The organism is Streptomyces sp. NPDC087310, assembly GCF_044744405.1.
Taxonomy (GTDB): Bacteria; Actinomycetota; Actinomycetes; order Streptomycetales; family Streptomycetaceae; genus Streptomyces.
The window spans coordinates 438,497-452,957 of the sequence record NZ_JBIUYF010000008.1 but is presented as its reverse complement, the minus strand read 5'-3'; the positions used below and the strand labels follow the sequence as shown (position 1 = coordinate 452,957).

The window sequence follows — 14,461 nt, the reverse complement described above, 5'->3', positions numbered from 1 at the left end:
TCGCGTGGCCCACCGAGCGCGGGATGTTCCCGCGGACATCCCCGAACGCGTCACTGCCGGAGCACCCGCCGCGCATCCACGCGCGGGCCGGGGCCGCCTCGGGTAGGGTGTCCGACGCATACAGTGATGTACCCATCACCACCGAAGGAGGCGAGACCCATCACCGCTGTACCAGGTCGGGCACTCCTCTCCCACGGCCGTGCGGTTCATCAGGCATAGGTGACCGCCGGGAGTGCCCATCGGCATCCCGAAAGGCTCCCCGTGTCCTCTGCTTCCTCCCCTTCCTCCCCTTCCTCCTCTTCTTCCCCCGCCTCCTCCTCTTCCCCTGCCTCGGCGGCCGTTCCGCCCTCCGAGGTCGTCGCCCGGCTCCGGGCCGCCGGCTGTGTCTTCGCCGAGGACGAGGCGCGGCTGCTCGTCTCCACCGCGCGGACCCCGGACGACCTCGCAGCCATGGTCGACCGCAGGGTCGGCGGGCTGCCCCTGGAACACGTGCTCGGCTGGGCCGAGTTCCACGGGCTGCGGGTCGCCGTCGACCCCGGGGTCTTCGTGCCCCGCCGCCGTACGGAGTTCCTGGTCGACCGGGCCGCCGCGCTCGCCCCGGCCCGGCGGGCGGTCGTCGTCGACCTGTGCTGCGGCTCGGGGGCGCTCGGCGCGGCGCTGGTCGCCGCGCTCGACGGGGCCGAGCTGTACGCCGCCGACATCGACCCCGCCGCCGTACGGTGCGCCCGGCGCAATGTGCCCGCCGGGGCGCGGGTGTACGAGGGCGACCTCTACGCGCCGCTGCCCGCCGCGCTGCGCGGCCGGGTCGACGTCCTCCTCGCCAATGTGCCGTACGTGCCCACCGAGGAGGTCGGGCTGCTGCCCCCGGAGGCCCGGATACACGAGGCGCGGGTGGCGCTCGACGGCGGCGCGGACGGGCTCGACGTGCTGCGCCGGGTCACGGCGGAGGCGTCCGGATGGCTGGCCCCGGGCGGCTCCCTGCTGGTCGAGACGAGCGAGCGCCAGGCGGCGGGCGCCGCCCGGACGTTCGCGGGGAGCGGGCTGGTGCCGCGCGTGGCCACCTCGGAGGAGCTGTACGCCACGGTGGTCATCGGGACCCGGCCGTAGGGCGTGTTTCGGGAGTCGCGCGGCAACCAATGAGCCGTCGGCGGCGACCAGCAGACGTGGAGCCCTCCCCGCTCCACTCGGCCTACCCCCCACCGCTGGAGCGTCCCGCCATGAGCACGTACAAGAGGCATCTCACCCGCCGCCGGGTCCTCGGCGCCACCGCGGCGGGCCTCGCCGCCACCGGGCTCTCCGCCGTGACCGGGCAGGGCGTCGCCTCGGCCGCGGCCTTCGGCTACACCGACGACGGCACGAACTACGTCCTCAACACCGGTGCCGACCTGGTCTTCAAGGTCTCCAAGTCGACCGGCGACCTGACCTCGCTGGTCCACAAGGGCACCGAGTACCAGGGCTACGGCGGCATGAACTCCCATGTGGAGTCCGGGCTCGGCGCCTCCACGGTGTCCATCGCACAGACGGGCTCGACCATCCTCGTCTCCGTCGCCCACGGCACACTCCGCCACTACTACGCGGCGCGCAGCGGCGAGAACAACGTCTACCTCTGGACCAACAAGGCCGACACGTCCTTCACCGCCACCCGCTACATCGCGCGCCTCAAGCCCGGCATCTTCCCCTCCACCGGCGCCGACGCCTGGGTGGAGGGCGGTGACACCGTCATCGAGGCGGGCGACGTGTGGCGGCAGTCCGGCGGCCAGACGCGCTCGAAGCACTACTCGGGCGTACGGGTCATGGACTACGACTACGTCGGGTACACCACGGGCTCGGTGGGGTTGTGGATGGTCCGCAGCAACCACGAGAAGGCGTCCGGCGGTCCCTTCTACCGCTCGCTGCTGCGCCACTCCAACGAGGGCGGTGTCGGGCTCTACGAGATCCTGCACTACAACCAGAGCCAGACGGAGGCGATGCGCTTCGGCCTCCAGGGCCCCTACCTCCTCGCCTTCACGGCGGGCGGTGCGCCGTCCTCGTCGCTCTTCGCCGCCAACGTCGACACCTCGTGGGTGGACGGGCTCGGGCTCTCCGGCTGGGTCGGCAGAAGCGGGCGCGGCCGGGTCGCGGGCGTCGGCATCGCGGGCCGCGACACCGCGTACCCGTACACCGTGGGGTTCGCCAACGCCCAGGCGCAGTACTGGACTTCGGCCGCCGCCTCCAACGGGGCCTACTCCTGCCCGAACATGCTGCCGGGGACGTACACACTCACCGTCCACAAGGGCGAACTCGCGGTCCACACCAGCACGGTGACGGTGACGGCGGGCACCACCACCGCGCTCAACACCCTCACCGTCGCCAACGACCCGAGCACCGCCCCGGCGATCTGGCGGATCGGCAACTGGGACGGCACACCGGGGGAGTTCAAGAACGCCCGGCTGATGACGACCGCGCACCCCTCGGACGTACGGGCCGCCGCCTGGACCGGCAATGTCGTCGTCGGGAACGGCGAGACCGCCGCCTTCCCCTGCTACATCTGGTCGGACGTCAACGACGGCGTCCTGGTCTACTTCAAACTCACCGCCGCCCAGGCCGCCGCCGCGCACACCCTGCGCATCGGCGTCACCACCGCGTACATCAACGGCCGTCCACGGGTGACGGTCAACGACTGGGTCTCGGCGATCCCCGCGCCCCCGACGCAGCCCAGCACCCGTTCGCTGACCACCGGTTCGTACCGGGGCAACAACCACACCTTCACGTACAACGTGCCCGCGAGCGCCTGGAAGACGGACACCGGCCAGTACAACATCCTCAAGCTGAACGTGGTCAGCGGGTCGACCGGAACCGGCTTCCTGAGCGCCGGGACCGCCTTCGACTGCCTGGACCTGCTCGTCTGACCGCGTCGGCGGGTACGGGTACGGGGGCGCCCGTACCCGTACCCGCCGCTCACAGCGGTACGGGATCCGCTCAGCGCAGCTTTCCGGCGCCCGCCCCGGAGTCGACCACGCGCGGCACCGCGCGCGGCGAGTCGACGGCGGTACGCAGCGTGGGCGTCCACCCCGCGTCGGGGCGCAGGGTCTCCTCGGGGATCCCCGCGTTGTGGACCGCGAGGAGATCCACGGGGAGCCCGTTGACGTAGTTGTCCGCGGTGGTGACCGGCGCGTCGCTCCACTTCTTCAGGATCTTCGCCGGGTTCACCCCCGCCGCCAGCGTGAACGCGTTCTTCTCCGCGAACAGTTGGGACTCGAAGCCGATACCGAAGGAGTAGCCGTAGTCCGCCGGCTTCTGGGCCACGTAGTGGTTGTTGTACGTGTCCACCTGGCCGAAGCGGACCCGGGGCGCCCGCTCGACGACATTCCTGAACTGGTTGTGGTGCAGGGTGACCCTGAGCTTGCCCCGGTCGGTGGCCGCCGCGCCGTCACTGTTGCCGATCAGCATGGTCTTGTCGTGGTCGGCGAAGACGTTCCACGAGACGGTGACCAGGTCGGCGCCCCGGACGATGTCCAGCTCCCCGTCGTGCTGCTGGTACAACCGGCCGAAGTAGTGGGGCTGTTCACTGTCCGGGTGGCGGCCGTCGGTGAAGGTGTTGTGATCCACCCAGACATGCGTGGTGCCGTACACCACCAGGTTGTCGTACTCGGAGTTCCACTCGCCGAGGTCGCCGTCGGTCGGGTCCCACTGCGGGAAGCAGTCGTAGGTGTCCTCGAAGGTCAGATTGCGGACGATGACGTTGTCGACGTTCCTGATCTGGAGGCTGCCGCCGAGGATCCGGGCGTCCTTGCCGACGCCGACGATCGTCGTGTCGGCCGGGACGTACGCCATGATCTGCGCCGACTGCAGCTTGGCGGACGCGGCCCGCAGATCCTCCTGCGCGCCGCTCACCGGGTTCTCGTACCCCCAGACCGCCGGGTCGTAGTCGGCGAGGTACTGGTCGAAGGAGTAGCCCGGAGCCGCGTAGTCGTCGCAGGTACGGGCGTTGCCCTGCTCGTCCGAGAGCGCGTCGAGGGTGCCCTTGACCCGGATGATCGACGGGGCGTCGGCCGCCTTCGCCAGCGCCGCTCTGAACTGGGCCCAGGTGGTGACGGTGTAGACGTGCTCGGCGTCGGCGGCCCGGCCGCCGGTGGTGCCGGATCCGGAGGAGGCCCAGCCGTCGCCCGGGGCGAGGGCCGCGCGCTCCGCGGAGCCACCCGCCGTATCCGGGCCCGGGCCGGCCTGCGCCGGGGCGGCGAGCGTGGCCAGGGCCAGGGTCGTACCGCACACCACGGCGGTGGCGGCGAGCCGTGCATGACGTCCAAAGGTGCGCATCACTGCTTCTCCTCGGTCGGGGTCATGTCAAATCGTGTGGAGGGTGGGTGGGGCCGGGCTCAGTCGTCGAGCCAGGTGAGCCAGGACTCCGGGATCTCCTCCCGGAGGCGGCGCACCTCGCGGGGCGCCAGCACCCGCTCGTCCCGCAGCGCGCGGGCCACCAGACGGGCCACCGCGACGGCGCCGCGCGGCCGGAAGTGGGTGTTGTCCGAGACCCCGTCGGGGTAGTTCGGGGACTCGCCCGGGGCGAGCCAGTTGAAGTACGTCGTCGACTCGGCCACGCCCAGCCGCTGCCACAGCGCCAGCGTCGCGGCCTGGAGATCCAGCAGCGGGACCCGCTCGGCCGCTGCCAGCGCGCGCATCGCCGCCGGGTAATCGCCGTGGGTGGGTACGGAGTTGCCCGCCGCGTCGAACCTCCGGCGCTCCACGGAGGTGAGCAGCACGGGACGCGCCCCGGCTTTCCTCGCGCCCGCCACATAGCGCCGCAGGTACTCCTGGTAGGTGGACCAGGGCTCGGTGTAGCGCGTGGGGTCGGTGTCCTTCTCGTCGTTGTGCCCGAACTGGACGAGGAGCAGATCGCCGGGGCGCAGGGCGTCGAGGATCGGGGTGAGGCGGCCCTCGTCCAGGAAGCTCTTCGAACTGCGGCCGTTCACCGCGTGGTTGGCGACCGTGAGGTGTTTCCCGAGGAAGAACGGGAGGGCCGTGCCCCAGCCGCTCTCGGGAGCGGCGCCGAGGTGTTTGTCCGCGGCCGTGGAGTCGCCCGCGATGTAGAGCGTCCGGGCGCGGACCGGGTGCGGCGGAGTGGAGGAGACCCCCGCCGCCGAGGACGCAGCGACGGCGGTCCCGGGCAGCGCGGCCAGAGGTAAGGCGGCCAGAGGTAAGGCGGAGAGGGCCGCTGCGGCCTGTCGCCTGGAGATCGGCATGACGGTGTGCCTCGCTTTCCTGTTCCGTACAGAAGAGGGGGAGGCGGCCGGCGGCGGGGCCGGTGGGTGAACGCGCCCCACCGCCGGACCGGTTGGTCAGCTCATCGGCCGTGTCTCAGCTCTTGGTCTGCTCTTTCCACTCCGCCTGGGCGTCGTTCAGCTCCTTGGCGACCTTGTCCGCGAACTCCTTCGCTGACATGTCACCGAGCAGCACCTTCTGGAAGTTCGGCTCGTTGCCGCTCTTGCTGATGGTGTTCCAGTCGGGCAGGTAGTACGGCAGGTTGACGAGCTTGGTCGAACCGTCGCTCAGCGCCTTCATCGCGGTGGCCGTCGGCGCGGCGTCCTTGATCCAGTCGTCCTCGGCGGCATCCGTGTTCGCCGGGATGGAGCCCGCCGACGCGTTCCACGCGCTGTTGGACTTGTGGGACGCGGCGAACTCGATGAACTTCCAGGCCGCCGCCTTGTTCTTGCTGCTCTTGAACAGCCCGAGCCCGTCGACCGGGTTGGAGACCTGGACGCGGCTGCCGTCCTCCAGCGCCGGGTAGGGCAGGCCCTTGAACTTCTCGTTGCCGAGCGCCTTCACATGGTCCTGGTACGAGGCCAGGTTGTGGGTCAGCATCCCGATCGAGCCGTTGTCCCACTGCGCGACCATCTTGATGAAGTCGTTGTTGACGTCGGCCGACGGCGTCACCTTCTTGTACAGGGCGACGTACTTCTCCAGGGCGGCCACGTTCTTCGGGTCGTTGACCGTGGTCTTGTCACCGTTCCAGAAGGACGTGATGCCGGACTGCCCGTACATCGCGTCCATCGCCGGCGCGATGGACCCCGCGCCGCCCCGGATCGTGTAGCCGAACTGGTTCTTGCCGGCGTCGGTCAGCTTCTCCGCCGCGTCGTAGAACGCCGCCCAGGTGGTGGGCGGTTGGAGACCGGCCGCCGAGAACAGGTCCGTGCGGTACCAGAGCGTCCCGTTGTTGGTGGACGTCGGCACGGAGTACATGCCGTCCCGGCCGCCCGCCGCCTTGACACTGTCCACCATGGCCGGGACGAGCTTGCCCTTGAGCGCGCCGTCGGCGATGCGCTGGTCGACCGGGTCCAGGACATCGCGTACCACCAGGTTGGAGAGGTACGCCGTACCCACACCGCCGACGTCCGGCAGCCCGCCGCCGTCGATCGCCGTGTCGTACTTCGCCTGGACCTGGTCGATCGGGAGCCCGACGTACTTGACCTTGATGTCCGGGTTCTGCGACTCGAAGTCCTTGATGATCTGCGCCCAGATGTCCCTGCGCTCACCGGTGTTGTTGTCCCAGAGGGTGATCTCACCCTTGCCCGAGCCCTCGCCGCCGCTGCCGCCGCCGTCGTCACCGCACGCGGTCGCCGTCAGGGCGAGGACGGCGGTCAGGGCGACGGCGGCGGACGTCCGTCCTCTGCCGCCGGATGCCATGGGGATTCTCATGTCAGGCTCTTCTCTCTCGTCGTTGAGTTGAGTGGAGGGTGGAGTTTCGTTGGGAGTTCAGTGCCGCGTCCGCGACGGGGTCCGGTGCGGCGCCCAGCCGTCCTGCCCCGCGAGATAGTCGGCGACCTGGTGGCGGGCCGCGTCGGCGTCCGCCATCTGCGGACGGTCCGGTGTCACGGCCGCTCCAGGACCGTAGGTGCGGTACTCGGAGAAGCGGGCGTCCCGCCACGGGAAGCCGCTCATGTCCGTCCACGGCGACGACTTGATCGCCGCGGGCAGCTCGGTGTCCCGGATCAGCACCTGGGCGATCGCGTCCGGCTCCCCGCCCGGATGCCAGGGCCGGCCGAGGTGGAAGGACTGGGCGGGGGCGTCGCTGACGATCCGGCTGCCGGTGATCAGGAAGCCGTACGGGTTGCCCTTCCACGTCGAAGCGGCCGTCACATAGCCGTTGTTGGTGGCGGAGCCCCGGCTGAGCGCCCTGATCAGGGAGCGCTCGATGACGGTGGTGGCCCGTCCGTAGATGAAGTCGACATCGCCCTCGATGTAGCTGTCGCGGACGTAGACCCTGCTGATCCGGGTCAGTTGGGGGCTGTCCGTCATCAGGGTGTCCTGGTTGCCCTTGAAGGCGGTGTTCTCGAAGACGATCCGGTCGCCGGTCGTCTTCATCGCCAGCGCCTGTTCGCTGTTCAGCTCGTGCGCCGCCTCGTCGAAGTCGTTGACGAAGGTCAGATTGCGGGCGGTGACGTCGTTGGCGGCGATCAGCACCGTGGCGCTGCCGCTCGAACCGCCGTACTCGTTGGGGGTGTCGTGGACGATCACCGCCTGGGACCGGTCGCTCCCGGTGCCCCGGAAGTCCAGCAGGGGCTTGGTCGCGGGCACCCGGACCTGCTCCCGGTACGTACCGGGAGCGATCGCCACGGTGATCCGGCCGTCGTTGCCCGCGGGGACGGCGTCCACGGCCGACTGCACGGTCCGGTAGTCGGCCGGCACGTTCAGCACGGTGTCCGTCCCGATGGACGCCTGCGGTCCCGCGTACTTCTTCACCAGCGCGGGCACGGCCGCCGCCGGGTCCAGCCGGTACGGGTAGAAGTCGCGCGGCCGGAAGGCGGTGCCCCACGCGTCCCGGCGCCCCGTGGTGTTCCTGAGGATCGAGCCGCGCTGCACCAACTCGGCGGTCTCGTCGGCCTGATAGGGGTGCTGGACGTCCTCGTAGAAGCTGTTCTCGATCACCATTTTCGTCCGGCCGCGCGCCCAGTTGCCGTAACTCCACACCGGATCGCCGTCGGCGACCTGTGCGGAGAGGTAGTTGTTGTAGAGATGGGCGTAGGCGCAGTTGTCGGCGGACGGGTTGCGCTGCTTCGTGCCGCTGAACCAGTTGTGGTCGATAGTGATCTGGGTCTTCGCGTTCTCGGTCCAGCCGATCCCGAACGCCTTGTTGTGGTCGTCGAAACGGTTGTACGAGACGGTGATGTACTCGCTGTCCTTGCGGATGTCGAGCAGCCCGTCGCCCATGTGCGTGAACCGGTTGTGGTCGATCCAGACATGGTGGACGGAGTCCATCTGGATGCCGTCGAAGTCCTGGGTCTTGCCGTCCCAGTCGCCCTCGACGTACGAGTCCCTGATGGTGAGGTTCCGGATGATCACGTTGTGGGTGCCGGGCCGCAGATGCAGCTCGCCGTGGACGATCTCACCGGCCGTACCGACCCCGACGATCGTCTTGTCGGAGGTCACGACGATGTCCGCGCCGAACGGCGCGACCTCGATCGCCCCGGCGACCCGGATGATGTACGGCTCGGCCGCGGCGGCGTAGCGGGCCAGATCGGCCTGGGTCCGCACGGTGACGACCTGGCCGCCCCGGCCGCCCGTGGTGGAGCCCGCGAGCGAGGCGAAACCGTGCGGCTCCTCGGAGATCCGGTCCTGGACCCGGCCGGAGGGGCCGGGGGAGGGGGCCCCGGAGACGGCGGCGGGCGCGGGGGCGGAGCCGGAGGGGGCGGCGGGCGCCGCGACGGCGGGGGTCGTGGCGACCCCCGCGAACAGGGTGAGCAGGGCGGACGCGAAGGCGGCTGCCCCGATGCGAAAGCGCTTACGGCGGTGCGTCATGTGCGGCTCTCTCCTCACGGGCTTGCGTCGGAAGGCGGATCAGGCGGAACGTGTGGGTCTGGCGGTCAGGCGGGTCGTACGGGTCGGTCGGTCCTGCGGGTCACGCGGTCGTACGGAACCTGGCGAAGGCGGCTGTCCCGGCCGCCCCCTCCCCACCCGGCGGCGCCGTGGCGAACAGCCCCAGCAGCGCGCCGACCCAGCGCCAGGGCGTGGCCGCGAAGACCTGGCCCGAGGGGCGGAAGCCGTCCCCCGTATCCGCGGCGAAGCGGCAGCGCGCGCCCGGGGCGACCTCGATCCGCAGCACGGCGTGTCCGCCGGACGCGGGGCGTGGGGCGTCGGCGTCCCGTTCGTGGGGCGCGCCGGTCTCCGCGAAGCGGTGGACGAGGGTGACCGCGCCGTCCGCACCGCGTTCGAGGCCGATCCAGGAGAAGGCGTCACCGAGCACGGCGAGACCTGCCTTCGCCCCGGGCTCGGTGGACTCCAGGGAGAGTCCGACGGTGACGGTGAACGTTTCTGCGGGCAGCCGCTGCACCAGCACACCGGGAAGCAGCCGCAGATCGTGCGCGTCCGCCGTCCGCAGGCAGGCCAGCCGCAGCCCGTCCCCCGGGTGCGGGAGCGTCCAACCGGGTCGCGGGTTCGCGGTCCACTGCCACTGCGGTCCGAAGCGACCGCCGGGGAAGTCGTCGTCACTGGCGGGCGCCCGTACCACCGGCGTGGCCGCGCGTGCGGGGAGTGCGGGCTTCGGGTGGACGAGGACGGGCTCGCCGTCCGCCCCGACGACCGGCCAGCCGTCGTCGTCCCAGCGCAGCGGCTGGAGGTGCACGACCCGCCCGTACGCGCCGCGTTCCTGGAAGTGCAGGAACCAGTCGTCGCCCGTGGCGCCCGTCACCCAGGCGCCCTGGTGCGGTCCGTTGATCTCCGTACGCCCCTGGGCGAGGACGACCCGCTCCTCGTACGGTCCGAAGAACTCCCGGGCCCGGAAGGCCCCTTGCCAGCCGGTGGTGACGCCCCCGGCGGGCGCGAGGATCCAGTACCAGCCGTCGCGTCGGTGGAGCTTCGGCCCCTCCAGCGTGAACCAGCCGGGCAGCCGGTCCCCGTCCACCACCGTCCTGCCCTCGTCGAGCAACTCCCGCCCGTCCGGGCTCATCCGGTGTCCGGTCAGCCGGTTCTTCACCCCCGACCGGGACTTGGCCCAGGCGTGCACGAGATACGCCTCGCCGGTCTCCTCGTCCCACAGCGGGCAGGCGTCGATCAGGCCCTTGCCCGCCTTGAGGAGGTGCGGGCTGCTCCAAGGCCCGGTGATGTCAGGGGCATTGACCTGGAAGACGCCGTGGTCCGGGTCGCCCCAGAAGATCCAGAACCGGTCGTCGTGGTGCCGGAGCGAGGGCGCCCACACCCCGCAGTCGTGCCGGGGCACGTCGAACGCCTCGGCCGGCTCCAGCCGCTCCAACGCATGCCCCACCAGCGACCAGTTGACGAGATCGCGGGAGTGCAGCAGCGGCAGTCCCGGCACCCGGCCGAAGCTGGAGGCGGTCAGGTAGTAGTCGTCCCCGACCCGGATGGCGTCCGGATCGGACCAGTCGGAGGCCAGCACCGGGTTGCGGTACGTGCCGTCGCCGAGGTCCGCCGTCCACGGCAGGCTCATGCCGCCACCGCCTTACGGGCCAGGGCCGCCGCGTCCTGGCGGGTGAGCCGGCCGTCCGCGACGACGGTGACGATCCGCCGCGACAGGCTGCCGCCCGCGGCCAGCGGCAGCCGCCGCCCCCAGGCCAGCGAGGAGCCCACCCCGGGGTACTGGCCGGTGCGGACGAACCAGGGGTCCTGCCGGGTCTCCTCGTTGGCCCCGGCGAAGACCAGCGTCCACTCCCGTCCCGCGAGCGCCAGCCACTCCGCGGTGGTCCCGTGCACCGCGGCCTCCCCGGAAGCGGCCTGGGTGAACACCTCGGGCTCCGGGTCCGCCGCGTCCTCCTTCGGGGCCCGCCAGAAGAAGCCGCCGTACCCCGCGCCCGGCCGCCCGTTGGTGGCCGGGCTGCCGAAGGAGAGGTCCCCGCCGGACACATTGGTCAGCGCCGAGGTGAAGTCGAGGGCCCAGGCACCGGCGGAGAGCGCGAGCACACTGATCGTGCGCCGCTCCTTGAGGAGTTCACGCCCCTCCCGCGTCCAGGACAGCTCCTGCACACAGCCGTCCGGGTCCCGCAGCAGCCAGCCGGTGTGCTCCTGCGCACCGTGGTTGTCGAGCGCCACCGGCCCCTGGTCGCGTACGTAGGTCCGTCCGCCCCAGAAGTTGACGCCCGACACGTCCGGTACGGCCATCGACACCCCGAGGTGGTGTGCGTGGTCGGCGGGGCGCAGCTCGGTGACGGTGACGCCGCCGAGGGTCCGTACGGGGTGCAGGTACGGGCGGGGCGCGAGCGTCGCCGGGAGCGCCGCGGGCCGGTGGTGGTAGCCGGCCACCGGACGGGTGTCACAGCGCAGCGTCGTGACCGCGGGGGCTCGGGAGACCTGTGCCTCGCTCATCGGGGGTGCACCTCCGTCGGCGGCGCGGCCCAGCCCGCGCCCAGTTCGGAAAAGGTGGAGAGGGTGTCCGCGCTCGCCGTGACCAGCGCGTCGATGCCCTTGACGACGCGGCGCGGCGCCTTCTCGCCCGGTACGCCGTACCAGGCGTCCGCGGGCAGCGGGGTGGGCAGCGGGCCGGTCCTGACGGCCTCGACGATCCGCATGAAGGCGCCGGTGCGCGGGGCCGGTACCAGCAGTTCCGTACCGTCACGCAGATGCGCGACCAGGTTCTCCAGCAGGTCCGTACGGCCGTGGACGGTCCCGGCCCGGTCCACGGTCCCGGCCCGGTCCACGGCGCCGTTCCCGTCCCCGTCCGTCCCGCCGTCCGTGTGCTCCACGAGGACCCGGTCCTGCTTGTACCAGAAGGTGATCCGGCCCCGGCTGCCGTGCACCACGACGTACGGCTCCCCGGCCTGCTCCGCGCAGAGGGTGACGGCGACCGTGATCCGGGTCCCCTTGGCCGTCCGTACCCGCAGACAGCTCGTGTCGTCGGCCTCGATGTCGTTGGCCCGGAACTGCTCCAGCTCGATCTCGGCGATGTCCTCGGCCCGTTCGCTGCCGTCGAGGCGCAGCGCGGTCGCGACGGCGTGCGCGAGCGGGTTGGTGAGCACCCCGTCCACGACGTCCCGCCCGTTCAGGGAGCGCCGCCCGGCCCACGGCACCCGGCGGTAGTACGCGTCGTCCCGTACCCACGCACCGGCCGCGCCGATCCCGCGTACGGCGCCGATCGCACCGTCCGCGACGAGACGCGCGATGGCGTCGAGGGCGTGCGAGCCGAGCGACTGGAAACCGACCTGGCAGGCGGTGCCCCGCTCGGCCAGCCCGGCGAGGAGCCGCTCGTACTCCCCGTACGACGGTGTGGTCGGCTTCTCCAGCAGGGTGTGCACCCCGTGGTCGGCGGCGATCAGCGCGAGTTCGGTGTGCGTGTGGATGGGGGTGCACAGCACGGCGATCCGCGCGCCCGTACGCTCCAGCAGCCCGGCGAAGTCGTCCGACTGCTCGGGGGCGCCGAAGCCGGCCAGCTCCTCCTCGCTCAGCGGTTTCAGCTCGCAGATGCCCACGAGCCGTACCAGACCGGCCTGTTCGAGCCGGTGGATGTTGACGAGGTGGGTACGGCCGTGGCCGCGCGCCCCGGCCAGGACGACGGGCAGCGGGCCGGCCTGCGGGGCAACGGGGTGGCTCATCCCTTCACCGCCCCCGCGCTGAAGCCGCTGATCAGCCACTTCTGGATGAACGCGAAGACGATGACGACCGGTACCGCGGAGATCACACCGCCCGCCGCCAGCGCGCCGAAGTCCACACTGTCCGAGCCGATGAGGGTGGAGAGCCCGACCGGGATCGTCTGCTTGTCCTGTTCCATCAGGAACATCAGCGCGAAGAGGAAGTGGTTCCAACTGTGCACGAAGGCGAAGGAACCCACGGCGATCAGACCAGGACGCAGCATCGGCAGCACGACGATGCGGAACGCCTGGAGCCGTGAACAGCCGTCCACCCAGGCCGCCTCCTCCAGGGAGTACGGGACGTTCTTGATGAAGCCGCTGATCAGGATGATCGACAGCGGGAGCTGGAAGACCGTCTCCGCGAGGACCACGCTCACCGGCGAGTTGATGAGCTGGAGGTTCTTGAAGATCTGGAAGAGCGGCACCAGCATCAGCGCGCCCGGGATGAACTGCGAGCAGAGCAGCGCCAGCATGAAGCCCTGCTTGATACGGAAGTCGAAGCGGGCCAGGGCGTAACCGCCGGCCAGCGCGACCCCCGTCGTGCAGATCAGGGTGAAGACGCCGATCAGCGCGCTGTTCTGGAAGAAGACGGAGAAGCTGCGTTCGTTCCAGACCTTCTCGAAGTGGTCGAAGGTCATCGGCCACGGCACCAGCGAGGTGGATCCGGCGGGCCGCAGGGAGAACAGCACCATCCAGTAGAACGGCACGAGGGTGAAGAGGAGATAGAGGCCGAGGGGCAGATAGATCTGCCACCGGGGGACGTCGTCGAACCGGCGTTCGCGGCGCCGGCGCCGCCGGGGCGGGGGCACCGGGCCGTCGCTCGCGGACACGTCGCTCAGGCCCTTCTCGGCGAGGGCGGTGGTCACTTGTGATCGCCTCCGAACTTGCTCAGGCGCAGATAGAGAATCGAGCAGAAGAGGAGGATCGCGAAGGCGACGGTGGTCAGCGCGGTGGCATAGCCGAAGTCGTGTGCCTCGAAGCCGGTGACCGCGACATACAGCGGCAGTGTGGTGGTGACACCGGCGGGACCGCCCTTGGTGAGGGTGAGCAGCAGGTCCACGTTGTTGAACTCCCACACCGCCCTGAGCAGGGTGGAGAGGATGATCGCGTCCCTGAGGTGGGGCAGTGTGATGTGGGTGAACTGCTGGAACCGGTTGGCTCCGTCGACCGAGGCGGCCTCGTACAGATCGCCCGGGATGGACTGGAGGTCCGCGAGGATGAGGATCGCGAAGAACGGTACGCCGCGCCAGAGTTCGGCGAGGACGGCCGCCCAGAAGACGGTCCCGGTGTCGGAGAGCACGGACGAGCCGTACTCGCCGAAGCCCGCGTCCGCGAGGTAACGCCCCACGCCCGTCGAGGGGTTGTAGAGCAGCAGCCAGATCGTGGTGGTCAGGACGCCGGAGACCGCCCACGGTGAGAAGACCAGCGCGCGGGCCACGGCCCGGCCCAGGAACGTCTGGTTGACCAGCAGCGCCAGGATCAGACCGAAGGCCAGTTGGAGACTGACCTCGGTGACGACCCACTTGCCGCTGAAGATCAGGCTGTCCCAGAACAGCGGGTCGTCGGTGAAGATCCGCCGGAAGTTGTCGAACCCCGCGAAACCGTTCCGCCAGGGCTTGGTGGCGTTGTAGTTCTGGAGGCTGTAGTAGAAGACGCTGAGCATCGGATAGGCGATGAAGCCCAGCATCAGCAGTCCGGCGGGGGCGATCAGCAGATACGGGAGACGGCGTGGTGTCGCTCCGGTACGGCGCCCCGGCTTACGGGGCCGGGGGGCCTGGGGCGGCGCCCCTGAGTCCTGCGCCACAGCAGAGGCCATGACTTGCTTCTCCGTTCGGTGGGTGAAGCGCTTTCGCAGACCGGGTCCGGCGGAGCGGGCCCGGCGGTGTGCGGGGATGGTCGCGCGGGGCGACGTG

At 70.8% G+C, this 14,461-nt stretch carries 11 protein-coding genes; 2 read left to right on the top strand and 9 right to left on the bottom strand.

Annotated elements, in window-relative coordinates; genetic code table 11:
• Positions 1-261 precede the first annotated feature (261 nt).
• The gene (locus ACIO3P_RS30610) at positions 262-1,107 is read left to right on the top strand and encodes a putative protein N(5)-glutamine methyltransferase (RefSeq protein WP_401854130.1); all 846 of its coding nucleotides are present in this window, start codon (positions 262-264) and stop codon (positions 1,105-1,107) included.
• Positions 1,108-1,217: 110 nt separating this feature from the next.
• Entirely contained in the window at positions 1,218-2,888 is a 1,671-nt protein-coding gene (locus ACIO3P_RS30605) for a rhamnogalacturonan lyase B N-terminal domain-containing protein (protein WP_329824596.1), read from the top strand.
• 70 nt (positions 2,889-2,958) lie between these two features.
• Here ACIO3P_RS30605 and ACIO3P_RS30600 read toward each other — a convergent pair whose 3' ends face one another.
• From ACIO3P_RS30600 to ACIO3P_RS30560, 9 genes are all read right to left on the bottom strand, one after another.
• Complete coding sequence (locus tag ACIO3P_RS30600) at positions 2,959-4,296, bottom strand: polysaccharide lyase family 1 protein (protein WP_401854133.1); 1,338 nt, start codon at positions 4,294-4,296, stop codon at positions 2,959-2,961.
• A gap of 59 nt (positions 4,297-4,355) precedes the next feature.
• On the bottom strand, positions 4,356-5,219 hold the full coding sequence (locus ACIO3P_RS30595) for a rhamnogalacturonan acetylesterase (RefSeq protein WP_401854134.1): 864 nt from the start codon (positions 5,217-5,219) through the stop codon (positions 4,356-4,358).
• A 115-nt stretch (positions 5,220-5,334) separates the two neighbouring features.
• The gene (locus tag ACIO3P_RS30590; protein ID WP_401792766.1) at positions 5,335-6,672 is read right to left on the bottom strand and encodes an ABC transporter substrate-binding protein; all 1,338 of its coding nucleotides are present in this window, start codon (positions 6,670-6,672) and stop codon (positions 5,335-5,337) included.
• A gap of 57 nt (positions 6,673-6,729) precedes the next feature.
• Complete coding sequence (locus tag ACIO3P_RS30585; protein ID WP_401854137.1) at positions 6,730-8,772, bottom strand: pectinesterase family protein; 2,043 nt, start codon at positions 8,770-8,772, stop codon at positions 6,730-6,732.
• Between the two features lie 100 nt (positions 8,773-8,872).
• Positions 8,873-10,417: a family 43 glycosylhydrolase gene (locus ACIO3P_RS30580; protein WP_401854139.1), complete on the bottom strand. Its 1,545-nt coding sequence runs from the start codon at positions 10,415-10,417 to the stop codon at positions 8,873-8,875.
• A complete protein-coding gene (locus tag ACIO3P_RS30575) occupies positions 10,414-11,289 on the bottom strand; it encodes a PmoA family protein (protein ID WP_329824590.1) in 876 nt (291 codons plus the stop codon). The genes ACIO3P_RS30580 and ACIO3P_RS30575 overlap by 4 nt, the downstream gene beginning before the upstream one ends.
• Positions 11,286-12,512, bottom strand: coding sequence for a Gfo/Idh/MocA family protein (locus ACIO3P_RS30570; RefSeq protein WP_401854142.1), 1,227 nt, complete (start codon positions 12,510-12,512; stop codon positions 11,286-11,288). Before ACIO3P_RS30570 ends, ACIO3P_RS30575 begins: the two co-directional genes overlap by 4 nt.
• Positions 12,509-13,414 (bottom strand): carbohydrate ABC transporter permease, encoded by a 906-nt coding sequence (locus tag ACIO3P_RS30565; RefSeq protein ID WP_329824588.1) that lies wholly within the window; start codon positions 13,412-13,414, stop codon positions 12,509-12,511. The genes ACIO3P_RS30570 and ACIO3P_RS30565 overlap by 4 nt, the downstream gene beginning before the upstream one ends.
• Positions 13,411-14,364 (bottom strand): sugar ABC transporter permease, encoded by a 954-nt coding sequence (locus ACIO3P_RS30560; protein ID WP_329824587.1) that lies wholly within the window; start codon positions 14,362-14,364, stop codon positions 13,411-13,413. The genes ACIO3P_RS30565 and ACIO3P_RS30560 overlap by 4 nt, the downstream gene beginning before the upstream one ends.
• Positions 14,365-14,461: the final 97 nt, after the last annotated feature.